Below are 19,900 nucleotides of genomic sequence, written 5' to 3'. Positions count from 1 at the left end.
GGCCTGCTCGTACCGGAGCTGCTCCCGGTGGGCCTCATCATCCCCGTAGCGGGCCCGGTAGCCCTCATCACAGAGCTTTTTTAAATAAGAAAAGCTGTCGTAGCCCGGGGGAAGCTGGAACTCCGGCAGATGGTATTTGCCAAAGGTGAAATCCATGCTGCACATATCCGCCACCTTCGCCGTGTTCTCCAAGGCCCCATCGTAACCGGAAAACAGCTCCGCCATCTCCGCTTCGCTGCGAAGGTAGAAATTCCGGGGTTCGTAGCGCATCCGGTTCTCGTCGTCCAGGATCTTTCCCGTCTGGATGCAAAGGAGCACGTCGTGGGCCTCCGCGTCCTCCTTTCGGAGGTAGTGGGCGTCGTTGGTGCAGACCATGGGCAGCCCCGTCTCCCCGTGAATGCGCAGAATGCCCCGGTTCACCACCGCCTGGTCCTGGATGCCGTGATCCTGAAGCTCCAGATAAAAGTGGTCCGGGCCAAAAATCTCCGCCAGCTCCAGGGCGTAACGCTTGGCATTCTCATACTCCCCGTTCCGCAGCCGCCGGGGAATCTCCCCCGCCAGGCAGGCGGAGAGGGCCACCAGGCCCCGGCTGTGTTCCCGCAGCAACTCCAGGTCAATCCGGGGCTTGATATAAAAGCCCTCGGTCCAGGCCAGGGAAACCATGTAGGAGAGGTTCCGGTAGCCCTCCTCGTTCTCGCAGAGGAGCACCAGATGGCGGCTCTCGGAGTCGAACTCATGGACCTTGTCGGTCAGGCGGCGGCCCTCTGCCGTGACGTAGACCTCGCAGCCGATGATGGGCTTAATCCCCTCCGCCTTGCAGGCCCGGTAGAAATCCACCGCGCCGTACATGACCCCGTGGTCCGTGACGGCACAGGCGGTCTGCCCCATTTCTTTTACGATTTTCGGCAGGTCCCGGATGCGGCACGCGCCGTCCAGCAGACTGTACTCCGTATGGACATGCAGATGAACAAAGGACATGGCCCCTCCCCCTTTTCTATAGCTTGCCTTATTGTTTTGCCGGTTTTGCCCGGAGGGCCAGCAGGGACTTGATGTCCTCCAGAATCTCCGGGGAGGTTAGATCCACCATCAGCCAGCGTCCCATTTTTGAGGAGGCCGTGTTGTGGTACAGCGTCCGGGTGTACTCCGTACAGGTCAAAAGCACTCCTTCCGCCTCCGGTTCGTCCTTGGGCGCGATGGAAATCATCGCCGTCACATAACCGGGGCGGAGGTACACGGTGGCCAGGGACTTGCTCCCCTTTTTGAATTTCAGGTTCCACCCCGGCTCCAGGCCGCAGCGGCTGTACTCCGTCCGGGGCTCCGCGCCGTAGGCGTCCTTCAAATACCGCCGCANCTCCGGCCAGAGGGAGTTGTCCGCATAGCGGTCAAGCTCCTCCATAGAAGGCGGGCGGTCCATGGGAAACCGCTGGGCCCAGGTTTTCGCATCCTGCATCGTTTCTTTCCTCCTACCCTTGTTCTTTCGTCAGTTTTTTCTTACACGCGGGACAGCGCTCCGGCAGGAAAAGGCCTGCAAACCGTCCCTGGAACAGCTGTGCGCCGCAGTGGGGGCAGACGATGCTCCTTCGGGCAATTGCCACCCCCGCCAGCACCGGAAGAATCAGCAGCGCGACCGCCCCTGTCCATAGCGACCCCGGGTCACGGCTGCGGAAATACATGCACAGCAGCGCCAGAATCACCCCTGCGTTAATCAGCAGCAGCGCGATTTTGTGAGCCAGGGAGAATTTCGGCCTTTTCATGGCGTTGTATCTCCTCTTCAAAAAATGTTCTCTCAAAGTCCCTCCGCCAGCTCCACCAGCTTGCGGAGACGGTGGTTCAAGCAGGATTTCGTCACCGGCGGGTCAAACGTTTCCGCCAGCTCCGACAGGCTCAGCTCTGGATACTCCAGCCGCAGAGCCGCCGTCTCCCGAAGCTTGTCCGGCAGCCGCTCAAGCCGCCCCGACGCCTCCAGCCGCCGGATGGCGGCCCCTTGGCTCTGGGCGGCCTCCACCGCCTTGTCCAGGTTGGCGCTGTCACAGTTCAAGCGGCGGTTCACACTGTTGCGGATGCCCTTTTCCACCTTGGTGGACATGATTCGCATCGCCGCCGCCGGTGCGCCGATGAGGGTGAGGAAGTCCTCTATTTGGTCGCTTTGCTTAAAATAAGTGACGGCGCTGCCGTTTCGGGTCACGCTCTTGGGAGGATAGCCGCTCTCCCGGAGCAGGACCTCCAATTCCCGGCTGGCCTGGAGATGAGAGCTGGTCAACTCCAGATGATACCGTTTGGAGGGATCTGTGACGCTTCCCCCGGCAAAAAAACAGCCCCGGAGAAAGGACGCCCGGCAGCAGTCCTCCTCCAGCATGGCGAAGTTGACGTGAAGGGCCAGGCTCTGCCGGGGGTCGTAGCCCAGGAGGTCGATGATATGGTCCAGCTTCTCCCCCTCCGTAATCTGAAAGACCATCTTCCCCTCCGGCGTTTCCCCGCCGGAAATATCCGGCTGCCTGTCAAACCGGAGGTCAAACGCCCGGAGGAACAGCCGGGGAAGCCTCGCGGCAAAATGGGGATTCTCCGTAATAATCCGGACCTCGGAAGAGCAGAAGGTACGGCAGTACAGCAAAATGCCGTAAGCCTCCGCCTGCGCGCAGCAGCGCCGCTGAACCGGCAGCCTGCAAAGCTCATTTTTCGTCTCAAAAGAAAAGGACACCGGCAAAACCTCCTCGGCAGCAGATAATGTAAAGGACTATCCCATTACTCTTTTCGGTAGCGTCCCCCCGCAATGCGCACGTTGCGCTCCGCATGGAGCAGGATCAATTCCTGGGCCAGTTTGTCGGGATGATGCCGGACATAACCGTCCTGTACCGTAGCGATGGGCCGGCCGATCAGCTCCACGCCTAAAGCGGCGCACCGATCCGTATCGTAGCGCAGCATCTCCGCCCCCTCCTGGGCATAGCGGTCCGCCGCGTCCTTGGGAATGGGCGAGGAGTTCACCAGACACAGGTGAAACAGCCCATTCACCGAGTGCTGAAACAGGGCCGCGATATGGTCCGAGGCGGTGTAGCCCTCTGTCTCCCCCTCCTGGGTCATAACGTTGCAGACGTAGATTTTCAGAGCGGAGGATTCCCGGATGGCGTCCACGATNCCGTCCACCAGGAGATTTGGAATGATACTGGTATAAAGGCTTCCGGGCCCCAGGACGATCATATCCGCCTCGTAAATAGCGGCCAGGGCCTCCGGCAGANCCTTGGGATGCTCCGGCAGCAGCCGCACCTTGGTAATCCGGCAGTCCTCTTTTTTCTTGCAGTAGAAGATTTTGGACTCGCCGACGACGCTGGCGCCATTCTCAAATTCCGCCTCCAGCTGCACGTCGGCAGTGGTAACGGGCAGCACCCGTCCGGTGATGGCCAGGACCTCGCTCATTCGGCGGACCGCCGTGTCGAAGTTGGGGGAAATGCCGTTCAGCGCCGCCAGAAACAAATTTCCGAAGCTCTGCCCCGCCAGCGTTCCCTCCTGAAAGCGGTAGTCCATCATCTGTTTCATCAGCGGCTCCGTGTTGGCCAGAGCCACCAGGCAGTTTCGGATATCCCCCGGCGGCGGCATTCCCAAATCCTGGCGCAGAGCGCCGGAGCCGCCGCCGTCGTCCGCCACCGTGACGATGGCGGAGAGATTTTCCGTATAATCCTTCAAGCCCCGCAGCATATTGGACAGCCCATGCCCGCCGCCGACGACGGCAATCCGGGGCCCATGCTTCCGAGGCGCGCGGTAAGGTTGGTATTCCATAGGGTTCCTTTCCGGCTCAAACGGCCCGTTCCATGTCCCGATGATGCTCCGCTGCTTGATAACCCTGCTCCCGGATAAACTCTGTCAGCGCGTGGGCGATGGCTACGGAACGGTGGTGTCCCCCGGTGCACCCTACGGCAACCACCAGGCCGGTTTTTCCCTCCTCCGCATATAGCGGCAGGGTAAAGCGCAGCAGATCCTCCACCTTAAGGAGGAAGTCGCGCGTCTGCTGAAAGCTGAATACATAATCCGAAACCGGCTTGTCCAGGCCGGTCTGGTGGCGCAGCTCCTCAATGTAGAACGGGTTCGGCATAAACCGCACGTCCAGGACCAGATCCGCCTCCAAGGGCAGGCCGTGCTTGAAACCGAAGGACGTGACGCTCACCGTCATGCCCGCCTGCTCCCCCTCGCCGTTGAAGATACGCAGCAGCTCGCTCCTCAGTTTGGCCGTTGAAAGCCGGGTCGTGTCGATGATAAAATCCGCCCTCTGCTTTACCGGGAGCATCAGTTCCCGCTCCTTCTCCACAGCCTCTTCCAGGGAATCCGTCTCCTTCTCCAAAGGGTGGCGGCGGCGGGTTTCCTTGTAGCGCTTGATGATGGCCGCCGGGGACGCCTCCAGAAACAGCATCCGGCAGACGCCCTCCATCCCCTTCAGTTTGTCCAGCACGTCAAAGAGCTCGCTGAAGGACTCCGCCGTTCGCACATCGTACACCAGCGCCACCCGGGCATAACGCCCGCCGCCCCCGGCGCAGAACTCCGCAAATTTCAGGATCATGGCCGCGGGCATATTATCCACGATATAAAAGCCGCTGTCCTCCAAAAAGGACGCCGCCTTGCTCTTCCCCCCGCCGGACAGGCCGGAGATAATCAGAATTTCCATGGGACGACTCCCCCTCACTCCACAAACTTGACCTCCGGCTCCAGCCGGACGCCGGTCTTTTCCCCAACAACCGCCTGCACCTGCCGGATCAGCTCCTTGATGTCGGCACAGGAGGCCCCGCCCCGGTTGATGATGAAGCCCGCGTGCTTTTCCGATACCTGGGCCCCGCCCACCGTCCGTCCTTTTAGACCGCACTGGTCTATGAGGGTCCCGGCAAAATTCCCCTCCGGACGCTTGAAGGTACTGCCCGCGCTGGGCCATTCCAGCGGCTGGCTGGCCTTCCGGCGGGCCATTAGGTCCCGCATGGCCCCCCGGATTTCCTCCGGGTCGCCAGGCGTCAAGCGGAACACCGCGTGCAGCGCCGCCGCCTCCGGATGTTCTGTGAGGAAGCTCCGGCGGTAGCCGAACGCCAGTTCCTCCCCGGAGAGAAACCGCACGCCCTCCTCCGGGAACAGCGCCGACACCCCGGCGATCACCTGTTNCAGCTCCCCGCCGTAAGCCCCGGCGTTCATGCATACGCCGCCGCCCACCGTTCCGGGGATGCCGTGGGCAAATTCCAGCCCCGCCAGCCCCTGCCGGCAGGCGAAATCCGCCAGACGGGCCAGGGGGACGCCGCACCCGGCGACAATGGAATCCGGCTCTTCCCCCATCTCCAGGCGGCATAGGCGATCGGTCCCGATGACCAGCCGGTCCAGTCCCCCGTCCGGGGCCAGCAGGTTCGTGCCGTTGCCGATGATCAAGGGCCGGGCCCCGCACTCCCGGGCCATGGACAGCAGCAACACCAGCTGCTCGCTCTTTTCCGGGAACGCCATCCGCTTCGCGGGACCACCCACCCGGAAGGAGGTGTGCTTTGCCATGGGCTCCTCCTTCAAGACGCTCACATCTGGTAAGTAGTCTCGTATCTGTTTGTCAAGCCGCTCCGCCCAGTCCATGTAAGGGCCTCCTTATATTCAAGATACTTCCGCAAAGCGCTTACATCACCCGGCCCAGCATCGCCGCGCCGATGATGCCCGCGTCGTTTCCGCGCTCANCCCGGAGAACTTTTGTGATCCGCCCTCCATGGCGGGAAAAGCTCTCCTTCGCCACGGCCTCCCGCAGGGGCTCCAGCAGCAGCCGCTCCGGCGCCGCCGCTACGCCGCCGCCGATGGCCACGGCCTCTGGGCGCAGGATGTTGATGAGGCTTGTCAGGCCGCCGGCCAAATAGTTCACGTAATTCCGGCAGACCTCCAAGGCGGCCTCATCCCCTGCCTCCGCCGCCTGGAAGGCCGTCCGGCCCTCTACGCCGTTTTCCGCAGCAATCTCGTGAAGCAAGCTTTCCGGGTGTGCCTCCATAGCCCGTTTCGTCTGCTGGATCAGGCCGGTGGCGGAGGCGTAGCGCTCCCAGCAGCCCCGGCGGCCGCAGTTGCAGGGTTCCCCGTCCTGAATGATGACCATATGGCCCGCCTCGCTGGAGGCCAGGCCGCCCCGGAGCTTTCCGTCCACGATGATGCCCGCGCCCACGCCGGTGCCCAGGGTTACCACGGCAAAATCCCGGGTTCCCTTCCCCGCGCCGCCGAAGAACTCGCCCACGGCGGCGCAGTCCGCGTCGTTGCCCAGCAGCAGGGGCAGATCCAAATGCTTACGGAAGAGCCGCTCCGGCGGAACATTCTCCATGGGGATGTTCGTGGTGAAGAGCACGTCGCCGCCGTCCACCGCACCGGGCAGACCTACGCCTACCCACCGGACCTTCTCCTGAATGACTCTCTTGGACAGCTCCGCCAGAATCTCCGCAAAACGCTCCGGGCCTTGAAAATCCAGGGGGNCTCGTTCTACCTTGACAATATTGCCCGCCTCGTCTACCAGTCCGGCCTTTAGATTCGTTCCTCCTACGTCGATGCCGATATACATAGCGTTTCCTCCTTACAGCTTTCCATCCGCCCGGGCGTCNACCTTTTGGGCCAGCTCCTGGGCTGCGTTATATCCTAACTTCCGGTGCCGGTTGTTCATGGCCGCCACCTCCACGATGCTGGCCAGGTTCCGCCCTGGGCGCACCGGGATGGTCAGCGTGGGAACCTGAATGTCCAAAATATCCACATAGTGGTCCTCGATGCCCAGACGGTCATAAAACTTCTCACTATCCCAAGGCTCAAAATTTACCACCAGATCCAGCTGAGCCTCATTTTTAACAGCCCGGACGCCGAAAAGCTGCTGCACATTAATGACGCCGATGCCCCGCAGCTCAATATAATTACGGATGACCTCCGGTGCGGAGCCCATCAGACGGCCGGAAACCCGCCGCAGCTCCACCGCGTCGTCGGCCACCAGCCGGTGGCCCCGCATGATCAGCTCAATGGCCGCCTCGCTCTTGCCCACGCCGGAGTCGCCGGTAATCATAACGCCTTCGCCATAAATGTCCAGCAGCACGCCGTGGCGGGTGACGCAGGGCGCCAGCACCCGGTTCAAATACTCAATGGTGCGGCTGGTGAAGGCCACGGTCACCTCGTTCGTCCTCAGCAGGGTCTTCTGGTGCTCCCTGGCGCTTTCGATGCATTCCGGGAAGCAGTCCAGGTTCCGGGCTATCACCAGCGCTGGGATGTCGTAGAGAAAAAGGTCGTCGAAGCATTTGCGACGCTGANCGTNGCTCANTCCCCGGAGATAGGTAANNTCCGCCTTGCCGATCACCTGAAGGCGGCAGTGGTCAANATAATCGTAAAAGCTGTGAAACTGGAGGCCTGGCCGGTTTAAATCCGGCACCGTCAGCAGGGCGCTGTCGAAATCACTGCCCTGGTTCAAAACCTCCAAATTGAAAAGGGATACAAAATCCTTTACCTTTAAACCATTCTCACGCATGGCGTTTCTCCTTTTCCCGCCAGAAGACCGGGCGTCCTTGGTTTTCGCGTCCTTCACGCATCCGTTTCCATTATATATGAAGTCTACCGATTCCGCAACACTTTCCAAGCAGAAGATCCCCAGGAAATGCCGTGAAAAAAACCTCAAAAACCACCGTGCGCAGCACCGCGGCTTTTGAGGCAAACATTTTAATACTTGCGCGCCTTGGACACCCGCACTAAAGACCGGCACCGAAGGCGCGAGGAACGCAAAAAAAAGGGGGCGTCAGCCCCCCTTTCAAGTCATCAGACCAATTTCGCGGTGTTCATCCGCACGCCGGGGCCCATGGTGGCGGCGGCGACGCAGCTGCGGATATACTGACCCTTAGCCGCGGCGGGTTTCGCCTTCACAATGGCTCCCATCAGGGTGTTGTAGTTCTCCGTCAGCTTCTCGGGACCGAAGGAGACCTTGCCGATGGGGCAGTGGATGATGTTGGTCTTGTCCAGGCGGTATTCGATTTTACCGGCCTTGACTTCCTGCACAGCCTTGGCTACATCAGGGGTCACGGTGCCTGCCTTGGGAGAGGGCATCAGGCCCTTGGGGCCCAGCACCTTACCGAGACGGCCCACCACGCCCATCATGTCGGGGCTGGCGACCACCACGTCAAAATCAAACCAGTTTTCCTTCTGGATCTTCTCAACCAGATCCATCTCGCCCACGTAATCGGCTCCGGCGGCCTTGGCGGCCTCGGCCTTGTCGCCCTTGGCGAACACCAGCACCCGGACGGTCTTGCCGGTGCCGTGGGGCAGAACGATGGCGCCGCGGACCTGCTGGTCGGCGTGCCGGGAGTCCACGCCCAGCTTCACATGCAGTTCGACGGTTTCGTCAAACTTGGCGGTAGCGGTTTTGCAGACCAGCGCCAGGCCCTCGGCGGGCTCATACTGGGTGTTCTTGTCAATCTGCTTGGCGCTGTNCTGATATTTTTTGCCTCTAAACACTGTTACTTCCTCCTCATAGTGGTTCTTCGGAACGGAAGCCTCCCACTGTATGGAGCGGCGATCCGGCCGCTCTTAAAATATTGGTCAGTCGCCGACGATGACGCCCATGGACCGGCAGGTCCCGGCGATCATACTCATGGCGGACTCCAGGTTGGCGGCGTTCAAATCCCGCATCTTGATCTCGGCGATCTTCTGGATGCTGGCCTTGGAGATGGTAGCCACCTTGGTTTTGTTGGGAACGCCGGAGCCGGATTCGATGTTGCACTCCTTTTTGATCAGCACCGCCGCCGGAGGCGTCTTGGTGATGAAGGAGAAGGAACGGTCCGCATATACGGTGATGACGACGGGGATGATCATGCCCGCGTCGTTTTTCGTGCGTTCATTGAACTCTTTGGTAAACGCGGCGATGTTTACGCCGTGCTGGCCCAGAGCGGGGCCGACGGGGGGGGCGGGCGTCGCCTTGCCCGCGGGGATTTGCAGCTTTACATAACCAGTGATCTTCTGTGCCATGGAGCGGCACCTCCTACGATTTAAAATGTGGTTTGGCGGGACGGTACTCGTCCCTCCCACCTGCGCGCCGACGCGCGGTCAGAACCTGTGTCCGGCAGTTGTGCGTACAGGCTCTCAGTTCAAAACCTCGACCTGATCCAGCTCCAGGTCCACCGGGGTCTCCCGGCCAAACATGGAAACCATGACGCTGACCCGGTTTTTCTCCGGCTCGATCTCCTCCACCACGCCGGTGAAGCTGGCCAGCGGGCCGTCCATGATCCGCACANGGTCGCCCAAGCCGTACTTGACAACGATCTCGTGCTTCTCCATGCCCATGGCCAGGACCTCTTCCTCCGTCAGGGGGATGGCCTTATTGGCGGTGCCCACAAAACCCGTGACGCCCCGCACGTTCCGCACCAGGTGCCAGGTTTCGTCCGTCATGATCATCTTGATCAGCACGTAACCGGGAAAGACCTTTCGGGCCACTTCCTTGGACGCGCCGCTCTCCGTGATCTCCGTGACGTTTTCCATGGGGATTTCCATCCGCAGGATCATATCCTCCATGCTCCGCCCGACGACAAGCTTTTCAATGCTGGTCTTGACGGCGTTTTCATAGCCGGAGTAGGTATGCACAACATACCATTTCGCGCTGTCTGCCATCTCGTGTTCCTCAGGCGCCGAAAGCGCTTAGAATCATCTGGACCAGGGAAACGGACACAAAGTCAAACACCCAGATAAACGCGCCGATGATGGCGGAGCACAGCAGCACGGTTCCCGTGTTTTTCATCACCGTCTGCTTGTTGGGCCAAACGACTTTCTTCAGTTCGCTTTTCATTTCGCGGAACCAAAGGCCGCGATCCTTCTTTTTCGCTTCTGCCATTGTTCAAATACGCCCTTTCTTCATTTACTTCGTCTCGCTGTGGAGCGTGTGCTTCCGGCAGAAACGGCAATACTTGTTCAGCTCCAGCTTGTCCGGTGTGTTTTTCTTGTTTTTCATGGTATTGTAGTTTCTCTGCTTGCACTCGTTGCATCTCAGGGTCACTTTTACTCGCATTCTTTCGGCACCTCCTTATATTCGCCTTCCTCCAGGGAAGGCCGACTGCCTCCCTGCCGGGACCTGTCCGCCGTGGCTTGAAAAGCGAAAAAGCGCACAACAAAAAAAGCCCCGCTCACAGGTAACATCAAGTATAGCACACGTTTCTGTAAGGGTCAACACTTTTTTCAAAAATATTCCTCGAAAAAGCCGCATATTAAAATGGTGTAAAAAAACTTCGGTTTTTTTGAAAATTCTTCTTGCATTTTTCGATGGATTCTGTTATGATACCACTTGTGCTTGTGGAAGCACGCACATATTATGTGACAGCAGGGAGGTGCAATGGATGGCTAAGTGCGAGTATTGCGGCAAAGGCGTGACCTTTGGTATTCAGGTCTCTCACTCTCACCGGCGTTCCAACCGTCCCTGGAAGCCCAACGTGAAACGTGTCAAGGCGATCGTGGATGGTTCCCCTCGCCACGTATATGTCTGCACCCGGTGCATGCGCTCCGGCAAGGTTACCAGAGCGGTCTAATGAGAGCGAAAAAAGCTCCCGGACTTTTTGTCCGGGAGCTTTTTTATCCCAGGCGGATAAACTGGCGCTCCCCTGCCCTACGGGCGCTGAAAATCCATCCGCAGGAATTTCTTTCCGTTCGGGAGCCCCCGCTCCGTCCGCTGAATCACACGGTAGCCTATCGCCAGCATGGTTTTCTCCAGGGCCTTACCGTCTAAGTCGTGGTGTACCGCCTCCAAAGCGTCAAACGCGTGCAGATACGGCGAATCGGATACCCAGCCGTCTTCCGCGTTGATTTGAAGGACGCAGGAGGCATATTCCGGTCCAACCTGCCCGATTAGCCTTTGAAAACACGAACAGCCTATGTATTCAACAAGCAGGTTCGCAATCACCAGCTCCGCCGCCGGAAGGCGGCGGGGCTCCTCCCTCAAATCCACCCGAAGGCATTCCAGCACGCCCGCCAAATTCGGATGCCGGGCGGCGGCCGCCTCCAGATAAGCGGCGTTGACGTCCACCCCGTACACCTTTTCCACACGGTCCCTTCGGATATGCTCCAGGCCGTTTCCGCCCGCGACCCCCAGTATCATGACCTTAGAGGCCNGATAGTCCTCAAGCTGTCCTTTCATCATTTCGTTCAGCGCCTGGAGCTGGAGGACAGAATCCAGCCTCATGTGATTTTCATAATCCTCCAGTGAAATTTCTTCCCAAGGGTTTTTCATTCATCCTCCCTGCTAAGAACGCCCGGACTTGATGCCCGGGCGTTTTTGCCGGCCTTCAGACCCGCTCCGCCAGCTTCTCACTGTACTCCGCCCGGAATTCTCCAAAGCGCCCCGCATCCAGGGCCTCCCGGATTTTTGCGGTCAGCTCATTATAAAAGTAGAGGTTGTGTAGCACCGCCAGCCGCAGGGCCAGGGTCTCCTCCGCCTTGAACAGGTGCCGGAGGTAAGCCCGGGAGAACCGCTTGCACACGGGACAGCCGCAGCTCTCGCTGATGGGACGGCTGTCCATGGCGTATTTGGCGTTGAGGATATTGACCGTCCCCTCCCAGGTAAAGAGCTTCCCGTGCCGCCCGTTCCGGGAGGGCATCACGCAGTCGAAGAAGTCCACTCCCCGGGCCACGCCCTCGATGATGTTGCTGGGGGTACCCACGCCCATGAGATACCGGGGCTTGTCCTTCGGCATGTGGGGCTCCACCGCGTCAATGATATCGTACATCACCTGGGTAGGCTCCCCCACCGCCAGCCCGCCGATGGCATAGCCGTCGCAGTCCAGCTTAGCGATCTCGTCCATATGCCAGACGCGAAGGTCCGCAAACGTGGCCCCCTGGTTGATGCCAAAGAGGAGCTGTTTAGGATTCACGGTGTCCGGCAGAGCGTTCAGCCGGTCGTGCTCCCGCTTGCAGCGCTCCAGCCAGCGGAGGGTCCGCTCGCAGGAAGCTTTGGCATATTCATAGGTCGCCGGATTCTCCACGCACTCGTCAAAGGCCATGGCCACGTCGCTGCCCAGGTTGGACTGGATGCGCATGGACTCCTCCGGTCCCATGAAAATCTTTCGCCCGTCGATGTGAGAGGAGAAATAGACTCCCTCCTCTTTGATCCGCCGGAGGGGGGCCAGGGAAAAGACCTGGAAGCCGCCGGAATCCGTCAAAATGGGGCCGTCCCAGTTCATGAACTTATGGAGCCCCCCCATCTGCCTCACCAGCTCGTCGCCGGGACGGAGGTGAAGATGGTAGGTATTGCTCAGCTCAATCTGGCAGCGGACCTCCCGGAGGTCAAAGGCGTCCACGCCTCCCTTGATAGCGGCTTGCGTGCCCACGTTCATAAAGACCGGCGTCTGGACCATGCCGCCGTGGGCGCAGGAAAACTGTCCGCGCCGGGCGCGGCCCTCTGTCTTCAGCAGTTTGAACATCTGTCTCTCCTATTTTATTGATAAGTTGTCGAAAAAGGCCCTTAGCTCCGCCTTTTCCTCCGCGGGAATCGCTTTCTTTGGAACGCCCAGCTCCGCCCCGGCCAGGGCGGTGAGCTGATGGAAGCAGGCCGTGGGGTCCACCTGGGCCCGGATACGGAGAAAGGCCTCCCGGGCCCCCGCTTTTCGGAAATCCTCGGGGGTTTCCAATCCCACCCGGCGGAGGTTTTCCGCNAGCTTGAGGCCCACGTTGGGCAAATCCGTCAGGAGCATGAAAAGCCCTCCCTCACGAGATAAACATGGCGTCGCCGAAGGAGAAAAAGCGGTATCGCTCCTTCACCGCCTCCCGGTAGGCGGCCAGCACCGCCTCCCGTCCCGCGAAGGCGGACACCAGCATGATAAGGGTGCTCTCCGGCAGATGGAAGTTCGTTACCAGGCCGTCCATCACCTTGAACCGGGAGCCGGGATAAAGGTAGATATTCGTCCAGCCAGACCGGGCCTCCATGTGCCCGTCCTCCCCTGCCCAGCTCTCCAGCGTCCGGCAGGAAGTGGTTCCCACGCAGATAACCCGGCCTCCGGCCGCTTTGGTGCGGTTGATAAGCTCCGCCGTCTCCGGCGGAACCGTGCAGAACTCGCTGTGCATATCGTGGTCCTCGATGGCCTCCTCCTTCACCGGGCGGAAGGTTCCCAGTCCCACATGGAGAGTCACATAGCCCAGGTTCACACCCTTGGACTCAAGTTCCCTCAGCAGCTCCGGCGTAAAATGGAGCCCTGCCGTGGGGGCGGCGGCGCTGCCCAGAACCTTGGAGTAAACCGTCTGATACCGCTCCTGGTCCTGGAGCTCTTCTTTGATGTAAGGCGGCAGGGGCATCTTCCCCAGGCGCTCCAGCACCTCCAGGAAAATTCCCTCATACGCAAAGCGGACCAGGCGGTTTCCGTCCGCCAGCTCCTCCGCCACCTCGGCGGTAAGGGAGCCGTCGCCGAAGGTCATCCGGGCCCCGGCGCGCAGCTTCCGCCCAGGCCGGACCAGGCACTCCCAGACATTTCCCCCCTTATCGGTCAGCAGCAGCACCTCACAGGCCCCGCCTCCCGGCAGCCTCCGCCCCAGAAGCCGGGCGGGCAGGACCCGGGAGTCGTTCATAATCAGGCAGTCCCCGGGCCGCAGCAGGGACGGCAGGTCGTAGAAATGCCGGTGTCCGGTCTCCCCCGTCCGGCGGTCCAGGGTCATCAGCCGGGAGCCGTCCCGCTTTTCCATGGGCGTCTGGGCGATGAGCTCCTGGGGGAGGTCATAGTAAAAATCGCTTGTCTTCATGTCATATCCTTATCTGATGGTAATATCCGTGTAGTAGAAGTTCAAAATCTCCTGAAAGCTGTAGCCCAGTTCCGCCATGGCCTTGGCCCCGTACTGGCTCATGCCTACGTTGTGTCCGTTTCCGGTGCCGGTGATAACAAAGGTCCCGTTGGAATTTCCCCCGCCGGAGGGCTGGCGGACCTCGGCGGAAACCGTCACGCTGCCGGAGGACGTCATGGCTGAGGCAGAGTTTCCCCACAGCGTGCTCACTGTTCCGCCACCGGAAATCACGGAAACGCCGTCCAAAGAGGAAAGCTGCCCGGTGCCGTTGACGGAGAGGCCTCCGGTTCCGCCCCTCCGGCCGTTGATGTCGAAACGCATGCTGCTGACGGACTTTTGATAGGTGCTGCTATAAAAGATCATCCGGCAGTCGTCGCCGGTGAAGGTCTTCGTCCCGGCGGTTCCCACAAAGGTCACCTGCTTCACGTTCCCCAGGGGGGTGTACTCCGAGACATACACATCCTGGACCGTGCCCACCGAATGGCCCTTTTGATCCAGAATCCAGCTCAGCTCCCCGGCGGTATAGGTGACGGAATAGCTGTTGTTGGGAACGGAGGTCTGGGCCTCGTAGGGGTCGGCATTCCCTTTCAAATACCCGGTCTCCGCGCCCCAGACGTTGGCCCCATCCTCCGTGGCCCCGCCGTCGGAGGAGTGGTAGACCGCGTCCTGCACCAAGGTTCCGTTGTAGTAGATGCAAAGCCCCGCGGTGTTTTCCACCGCCCTGTCACTGGTCTCCGAGGGGCCCGCTCCGCCGCTGCCGTGGCCGTTGTAGACCTGGCAGTCCACGCCGCCGCACACGTCGAAGCCATACTCCCGCAAGTGCTTGCTGTGTCCCTGGACAAAGGTCCGGGCGCAGACGGCCTGGGCCTCCAGAGCCTCCAGGGGCCAGTCCCCCGGCATCTCATAGGGAACCACGCCTTTTACATAGTCCTCCAGGTCCACTACATTGATGACCCTCAGGCTTCCCGCGCTCTCTGGAACATACTCAAAGCCTCCGGCATACTGGTAGCCCTTGAACCAGGTAATCGTTCCAAAGGGGCGGACGCCCAGCGGATAGTCTCGATCAAAGTGCTCATAGAGGACCTCCGAGGTGCCGGTCCGGGTCACGGTAACGGAGGAGCCTCCGGAGGGGCTCATGGTGATAGTGGTTACATCCGTCTGTCCCAGGGCCANGAAGCTCCGGTCCCCGTCATAATAGCCGAACTCATAACCCGCCCCCTCTGCGTTCTCCAGGTTTGCGGAGGCCAGGGCAGAGCTGCCGTAGCGCAGCCCCANCTTTACCACGCCGTTAGTCACGGCGAAAGCGGACGGCGCGCTGAGGAGAAAAAATGTCACAATGAAAAAGAGGGGCAGCAGCTTATTTNTCANGNAACCTCCCAATGTTCCCNGGCTTGACGCGCCGGGAAAATCATGATACCATTACGTACAGAAAACATTTGTCCACATGTCAGGCACAATTGTTGTCACATGCCCATATTATAATACAAGACCGCGTTGAATTCAACCAGGAAATCCGAGAGCGTACAAGCACCAGCGCGGCGGGAGGAGCATACTATGAAACAGTACAAGGCCGGCGTGATCGGCTGCACCGGCATGGTGGGCCAGCGCTTTGTCACCCTTTTGGAAAACCATCCCTGGTTTCAGCTGACGGCGGTGGCCGCCAGCGCCCGCAGCGCCGGAAAAACCTACGAGGAGGCCGCGGCCCCCCGCTGGGCCATGACCTGCCCCATGCCGGAGGAGGCCAAGAACCTGGTCATTCTGGACGCTGAAGCCGACGCGGAGAAACTGGCGTCCCAGGTGGACTTCTGCTTCTGCGCCGTGGACATGAAAAAGGAAGACATCCGGGCTCTGGAGGAGAAATACGCCAAGCTGGAGTGCCCCATTGTCTCCAACAACTCCGCCCACCGCTGGACGGACGACGTACCCATGGTGGTGCCGGAGCTGAACGCGGAGCACATTGAGGTCATCGAGGCCCAGCGCAGGCGCCTGGGCACCAAACAGGGGTTCATCGCCGTGAAAAGCAACTGCTCCCTCCAGAGCTATGTCCCGGCCCTGCATCCCCTGCTGAAATACGGTGTGGAAAAGGCCCTGGTTTGTACGTATCAGGCCATCTCCGGCGCGGGGAAAACCTTTGAGCGCTGGCCGGAGATGGTGGACAACTGCATCCCCTACATCGGCGGCGACGAGGAAAAGAGCGAACAGGAGCCTCTGAAACTCTGGGGCAAGGTGGAAGACGGCAAAATCGTCAAGGCTCAGGGCCCCGCCATCACCGCTCAGTGCTTCCGGGTGGCCTGCCAGGACGGTCACATGGCGGCGGTATTTGTAAAGTTCCGGGAGGGCAAAAAACCCTCCATCGAGCAGATTAAGGCCGACTGGGCCGCCTTCCGGGGCCCCGCCCAGGAGCTGGGCCTTCCCTCCGCCCCCAAGCAGTTCCTCCACTACTTCGAAGAGCCGGACCGCCCCCAGACCCGGCTGGACCGGAACCTGGAAAACGGCATGGCCGTCTCCCTGGGCCGTCTGCGGGAGGATACCCAATATGACTATAAGTTTGTGGGCCTGAGCCACAATACCCTCCGAGGCGCGGCGGGCGGCGCGGTACTCCTGGCCGAACTGCTGTGCGCAAAGGGCTATATTGAGGCGAAATAAGTCCGTTTTTACTAAGGAAGAGGCTTGCCGCAGATGCGCGGCGGGCCTTTTTCTATACAAAGAAAGGAGTTTTATCTGTGAAGCATCCTATCTTTACAGGCTCTGCGGTTGCAATCGTCACGCCGTTCAAGGACGGCGGCGTGGACTTTGAGACCTTGGGGGAGCTGCTGGACTTCCAGCTGGAGAACGGGACGGACGCCGTGGTCGTCTGCGGCACCACCGGCGAGGCCAGCGCCATGACCTACCAGGAGCGGTCGGAGGCCGTCGCCTTCTGCGTCCGGCATGTGGGAGGCCGGGTCCCGGNCATTGCCGGGTCCGGGTCCAACTCTACGGAAAACGCCGTCACCCTCTCCCGGGAGGCGGAGCGCCGGGGGGCCGACGCCCTGCTGGTGGTGACGCCCTACTACAACAAAGCCACCCAGGCGGGGCTGATCCGGCATTATCGAACCATCGCGGACGCGGTTTCCCTGCCCATGATCCTGTATAACGTCCCCTCCCGCACCGGGGTCAGCGTTGCCCCGGAGNCTTACNCCGCCTTGGCGGAGCACCCCAACATCGCGGGAGTTAAGGAGGCGTCGGGAAACCTGGGGAACATCCAGCGGACCCGGTCCCTCTGCCCAAAGGACTTCACCATTTGNTCCGGCAACGATGACGAAACCGTCCCTATCTGTGCCCTGGGGGGCAAGGGGGTTATCTCCGTGGCGGCGAATATCCTCCCGGCGGAAATGCACCGGCTGNCTCAGCTGTGCCTGAAAAACGACTTCGCCGCCGCCGGGGAATTGCAGGTGCATTTAAAGGACTTCTGCGACGCCATGTTCTGCGAGGTGAACCCCATCCNGGTAAAGACCGCCCTNTCTCTGCTGGGCTGGCGGGTCGGAGCGCTCCGCTCTCCCATGTGCCCGCCTGTGCCCGAGAATCTGGAGCGCATAAAAACCGCGTTGTCCCAGTATGGGCTTGTGGTGTAAAGGAGAAATGCCGTTCAGGGATTCTTGGGCGGCAGTCTCTTATTCCACTGGTCCCCCGTACTCTTTCTGAAANTGTTTCAGCGCTTGTTCCAGTGCGGTGACATCGCTGTAGTCCACATTGCCCAAGTCGATTTCTCCCCAAAGCGTGTTCACCAGCTCCTGGCCCTGGTCCNGATACCCGTGGACCTCCCGCAAGAAGGCGGCGATCTTCGGAATGTCAAAGCTCTCATGGACCGGACTGCCGAAGTTGATGTCGAACTCCATATGGTTTTCCCGGAAAATCACCGGCTCCCCCGCGCTGTCCAGAGAGAAGACCCGATACTGGTAGGAACCGAATCCCTGGCCCATGCTGGGAACATACTGGAGCAGGTAGTCCTGCCCGTCCAATTGAAGGGCGTAAAAGCTGTTTTCACCCACATGATGCGCCGAAGCGGTATCCTGCCAGAGAACCTCCTTTCCGTCCAGAACCCGCAGCTCCAAGTATTCCGGCGCATCTCCGCCTGGAAACAGGAGCGTCTCCAGCTCCACCGTCTCCGGCTGTCCGTCGTGGGTGAAATCCCAGCTTCCCAGGGTTTCCAGGGTCCTCTCCCGGGATTCCCCGGTCACACCGTTCTGGTTCACCCAAACATCGCACTGATAGAAGCTCTGCTCTCCGGCGTCTCCGCCCCGGCCGATGGTCAAATCCAGGCTGTTCTCGGATTTCCACTCTCCCCATGGCTCGTTGTACGGCAAAAACGTATACTCCGGGATAGAGCTTCCGTCCGGCAGGGCAACGTCCCAGCTGGTCCAGTTCTCCGTCTCAAGAATAGTGATACAGCACCACGTCCGGGCGCTCCGGGCCAGGGCGGCGAAGCCTCCCTCCGGGGACCAAAGGATGGACTGCTCCAGCCAGCCATGGTCCTGCCACAGCACCTCCCCCGTCTCCCGATCTATGATTTGCAGATACTCCGGGGGCTGTATGCCGCTGACGTACTCGCCGCTGGCCCCCTCAGCCCTGGCCTCGAAGCGTCCATCCGGCGAAAGAGGCTCACCTTCTACCTGGGCAACCGGCGTGGCCGCAATCAGCGCCTCGTATTCGTCCGCCTCCTCCGGCGTTTCCGCCGGAGCCTCTGTTTTCGCCTCCTCCGGCGGCATTTCCGACATCTTCGCCTGCCCGCAAGCCGCCAGCAGCAGCACCAGCGCCAAAACGCCCAGCAGTCTTTTCATGCTCCCCGCTCCTTTATAATAATATTATATCAGCAGTATACGTCCCGCCCGCTCCGCTGTAATCTCAAAACGGTAACATTTTTTTACAACCCGTTACGGAAAATTTTGTTTTGGGTATTGACAATTCCCCTCCGCATGCATATAATAACAGTTGCGTTCCAAAGACAGCAGGTGGGCTTTGCCTGTAAATCCTGCCGAGGGCGGCAAATGTGTATTTGCTATGCGTCCTTGTGCCTTCGCGGACACAGGGGCGTTCCTTTTTTTAGCACGCGCATTCCCATTCCTATGGAGGTGAAAACAACCATGCCTAANGNGNAAGTCTTATCNGAGAAGCAGNCCATCNTCGCCGAACTGACCGAGAAGATCCAGAAGGCCACCGCAGGCGTCATCGTCGACTATAAGGGAATCACCGTCGAAGAGGATACCGCCCTGCGCCGGGAGTGCCGTGAGAACGCGGTGGATTACGCCGTTATCAAAAATACGCTGCTCCGCTTCGCTTTCAACAACACCGGTCTGAGCGATCTGGACGATCTGCTCAACGGCACCACTTCCCTGGCGCTGTGCGATGATCCTGTGGCTCCCGCCCGGGTCATGAACAACTACGCCGAGAAACTGAAGGACAAGTTCGAGATCAAGGGCGGCTTTATGGACGGCAAGCCCGTGGACNTGGCCACCATCAAGTCCCTGGCCTCCATCCCCGCTCTGCCCGTCCTCCAGGCCCAGGTCCTGGGCACCATGCTGGCCCCCATCACCGGCCTGGCCGTGGTCCTGAAGCAGATTGCCGAGAAGCAGGGCGCGCCCGCCGAAGAAGCCCCCGCCGCCGAGTAAGCGGCCCCCCATCCTTTCATAAAAATTTACTATCAGGAGGTTCCATACAATGTCTGAGAAAGTTACCGCCATGATCGAAGAGATCAAGGGCCTGACCGTTCTGGAGCTCAGTGAGCTCGTCCACGCCCTGGAGGAGGAGTTTGGCGTTTCTGCCGCCGCCATGGCCGCTCCCGCCGCCGGTGGCGCTGCTCCCGCCGCTGAGGAGAAGACCGAGTTCGACGTGGTCCTGACCGGCTTCGACGCCGCCGCCAAGATCAAGGTCATCAAGGTTGTCCGCGAGATCACCGGCCAGGGCCTGGCCGAGGCCAAGGCCACCGTGGAAGGCGCTCCCGCCACCATCAAGGAAGGCGCTTCCAAGGACGACGCCGAGGCTCTCAAGAAGCAGATCGAGGAAGCCGGCGGCAAGGTCGAGCTGAAGTAATTCCGCTTATCCGCACATTCAAAAGAGGCCGTGGCAGTCCGCCATGGCCTCTTTTTCCCTTCCCGCCGGGTCCGGCGGCATCACC

General features: G+C 60.3%; 24 protein-coding genes and 1 other annotated feature. Of the genes, 5 read left to right on the top strand and 19 right to left on the bottom strand.

Annotated features, from left to right (window positions below; genetic code table 11):
- The 14 genes from JX325_RS01400 to rpmG form a co-directional block, all read right to left on the bottom strand.
- The coding region (locus JX325_RS01400; RefSeq protein ID WP_204789394.1) for a PHP domain-containing protein at positions 1-978 on the bottom strand (978 nt) is incomplete at its 3' end.
- Between the two features lie 28 nt (positions 979-1,006).
- Positions 1,007-1,450, bottom strand: a complete 444-nt coding sequence (locus tag JX325_RS01395) for a DUF3788 domain-containing protein (RefSeq protein ID WP_204789393.1) — start codon at positions 1,448-1,450, stop codon at positions 1,007-1,009.
- Positions 1,451-1,463: 13 nt separating this feature from the next.
- Positions 1,464-1,754: a hypothetical protein gene (locus JX325_RS01390; protein ID WP_204789392.1), complete on the bottom strand. Its 291-nt coding sequence runs from the start codon at positions 1,752-1,754 to the stop codon at positions 1,464-1,466.
- A gap of 32 nt (positions 1,755-1,786) precedes the next feature.
- Positions 1,787-2,698 carry a DNA-binding protein WhiA gene (whiA, locus tag JX325_RS01385; RefSeq protein WP_204789391.1) on the bottom strand — a complete coding sequence of 304 codons (912 nt, stop codon included), beginning with the start codon at positions 2,696-2,698 and terminating at the stop codon, positions 1,787-1,789.
- Positions 2,699-2,742: 44 nt separating this feature from the next.
- Entirely contained in the window at positions 2,743-3,771 is a 1,029-nt protein-coding gene (gene yvcK / locus JX325_RS01380; protein WP_204789390.1) for a gluconeogenesis factor YvcK family protein, read from the bottom strand.
- 16 nt (positions 3,772-3,787) lie between these two features.
- Positions 3,788-4,651 (bottom strand): RNase adapter RapZ, encoded by an 864-nt coding sequence (gene rapZ / locus JX325_RS01375; RefSeq protein ID WP_204789389.1) that lies wholly within the window; start codon positions 4,649-4,651, stop codon positions 3,788-3,790.
- Positions 4,652-4,665: 14 nt separating this feature from the next.
- Positions 4,666-5,583, bottom strand: coding sequence for a UDP-N-acetylmuramate dehydrogenase (gene murB / locus JX325_RS01370; protein ID WP_204789388.1), 918 nt, complete (start codon positions 5,581-5,583; stop codon positions 4,666-4,668).
- A gap of 40 nt (positions 5,584-5,623) precedes the next feature.
- A complete protein-coding gene (locus tag JX325_RS01365; protein ID WP_204789387.1) occupies positions 5,624-6,538 on the bottom strand; it encodes an ROK family protein in 915 nt (304 codons plus the stop codon).
- Positions 6,539-6,550: 12 nt separating this feature from the next.
- On the bottom strand, positions 6,551-7,480 hold the full coding sequence (gene hprK / locus JX325_RS01360; protein WP_204789386.1) for an HPr(Ser) kinase/phosphatase: 930 nt from the start codon (positions 7,478-7,480) through the stop codon (positions 6,551-6,553).
- Between the two features lie 284 nt (positions 7,481-7,764).
- The gene (rplA, locus tag JX325_RS01355; RefSeq protein ID WP_204789385.1) at positions 7,765-8,457 is read right to left on the bottom strand and encodes a 50S ribosomal protein L1; all 693 of its coding nucleotides are present in this window, start codon (positions 8,455-8,457) and stop codon (positions 7,765-7,767) included.
- 84 nt (positions 8,458-8,541) lie between these two features.
- A complete protein-coding gene (rplK, locus tag JX325_RS01350; RefSeq protein ID WP_204789384.1) occupies positions 8,542-8,967 on the bottom strand; it encodes a 50S ribosomal protein L11 in 426 nt (141 codons plus the stop codon).
- A 114-nt stretch (positions 8,968-9,081) separates the two neighbouring features.
- Entirely contained in the window at positions 9,082-9,606 is a 525-nt protein-coding gene (gene nusG / locus JX325_RS01345; RefSeq protein WP_204789383.1) for a transcription termination/antitermination protein NusG, read from the bottom strand.
- Positions 9,607-9,616: 10 nt separating this feature from the next.
- Positions 9,617-9,826, bottom strand: coding sequence for a preprotein translocase subunit SecE (gene secE / locus JX325_RS01340; RefSeq protein WP_204789382.1), 210 nt, complete (start codon positions 9,824-9,826; stop codon positions 9,617-9,619).
- A 24-nt stretch (positions 9,827-9,850) separates the two neighbouring features.
- Complete coding sequence (gene rpmG, locus JX325_RS01335) at positions 9,851-10,000, bottom strand: 50S ribosomal protein L33 (RefSeq protein WP_016323379.1); 150 nt, start codon at positions 9,998-10,000, stop codon at positions 9,851-9,853.
- A 325-nt stretch (positions 10,001-10,325) separates the two neighbouring features.
- Here rpmG and rpmB point away from each other — a divergent pair, with 325 nt between their 5' ends.
- On the top strand, positions 10,326-10,514 hold the full coding sequence (gene rpmB / locus JX325_RS01330; RefSeq protein ID WP_204789381.1) for a 50S ribosomal protein L28: 189 nt from the start codon (positions 10,326-10,328) through the stop codon (positions 10,512-10,514).
- Positions 10,515-10,591: 77 nt separating this feature from the next.
- On the opposite strand, the gene JX325_RS01325 is transcribed toward rpmB, so the two are convergent.
- The 5 genes from JX325_RS01325 to JX325_RS01305 all read right to left on the bottom strand — a co-directional run bounded on the left by JX325_RS01325 (position 10,592) and on the right by JX325_RS01305 (position 15,033).
- Entirely contained in the window at positions 10,592-11,164 is a 573-nt protein-coding gene (locus JX325_RS01325; RefSeq protein WP_243413858.1) for a methyltransferase type 11, read from the bottom strand.
- Positions 11,165-11,267: 103 nt separating this feature from the next.
- Positions 11,268-12,401: a tRNA guanosine(34) transglycosylase Tgt gene (gene tgt, locus JX325_RS01320; RefSeq protein ID WP_204789379.1), complete on the bottom strand. Its 1,134-nt coding sequence runs from the start codon at positions 12,399-12,401 to the stop codon at positions 11,268-11,270.
- 9 nt (positions 12,402-12,410) lie between these two features.
- Positions 12,411-12,671 carry a TfoX/Sxy family protein gene (locus JX325_RS01315; RefSeq protein ID WP_204789378.1) on the bottom strand — a complete coding sequence of 87 codons (261 nt, stop codon included), beginning with the start codon at positions 12,669-12,671 and terminating at the stop codon, positions 12,411-12,413.
- Positions 12,672-12,684: 13 nt separating this feature from the next.
- Positions 12,685-13,710 (bottom strand): tRNA preQ1(34) S-adenosylmethionine ribosyltransferase-isomerase QueA, encoded by a 1,026-nt coding sequence (queA, locus tag JX325_RS01310; RefSeq protein WP_204789377.1) that lies wholly within the window; start codon positions 13,708-13,710, stop codon positions 12,685-12,687.
- A 9-nt stretch (positions 13,711-13,719) separates the two neighbouring features.
- On the bottom strand, positions 13,720-15,033 hold the full coding sequence (locus JX325_RS01305) for a SpoIID/LytB domain-containing protein (RefSeq protein WP_204789376.1): 1,314 nt from the start codon (positions 15,031-15,033) through the stop codon (positions 13,720-13,722).
- Between the two features lie 270 nt (positions 15,034-15,303).
- Here JX325_RS01305 and asd point away from each other — a divergent pair, with 270 nt between their 5' ends.
- The 4 genes from asd (at position 15,304) to rplL (ending at position 19,815) form a co-directional block, all read left to right on the top strand.
- The gene (gene asd, locus JX325_RS01300) at positions 15,304-16,395 is read left to right on the top strand and encodes an aspartate-semialdehyde dehydrogenase (RefSeq protein WP_204789375.1); all 1,092 of its coding nucleotides are present in this window, start codon (positions 15,304-15,306) and stop codon (positions 16,393-16,395) included.
- A gap of 77 nt (positions 16,396-16,472) precedes the next feature.
- The gene (dapA, locus tag JX325_RS01295) at positions 16,473-17,360 is read left to right on the top strand and encodes a 4-hydroxy-tetrahydrodipicolinate synthase (protein ID WP_204789374.1); all 888 of its coding nucleotides are present in this window, start codon (positions 16,473-16,475) and stop codon (positions 17,358-17,360) included.
- 1,346 nt (positions 17,361-18,706) lie between these two features.
- Positions 18,707-18,834 (top strand) — a sequence feature (ribosomal protein L10 leader region).
- 35 nt (positions 18,835-18,869) lie between these two features.
- Entirely contained in the window at positions 18,870-19,394 is a 525-nt protein-coding gene (gene rplJ, locus JX325_RS01290; RefSeq protein ID WP_204789373.1) for a 50S ribosomal protein L10, read from the top strand.
- A gap of 49 nt (positions 19,395-19,443) precedes the next feature.
- Positions 19,444-19,815, top strand: coding sequence for a 50S ribosomal protein L7/L12 (gene rplL, locus JX325_RS01285; RefSeq protein WP_204789372.1), 372 nt, complete (start codon positions 19,444-19,446; stop codon positions 19,813-19,815).
- Positions 19,816-19,900: the final 85 nt, after the last annotated feature.

The sequence above is a fragment of the Oscillibacter sp. CU971 genome (genome assembly GCF_905219725.1).
Lineage (GTDB): Bacteria > Bacillota > Clostridia > Oscillospirales > Oscillospiraceae > Oscillibacter.
Note: the sequence above shows the minus strand (reverse complement) of the source record. Positions and strands in the feature narration are given on the sequence as shown.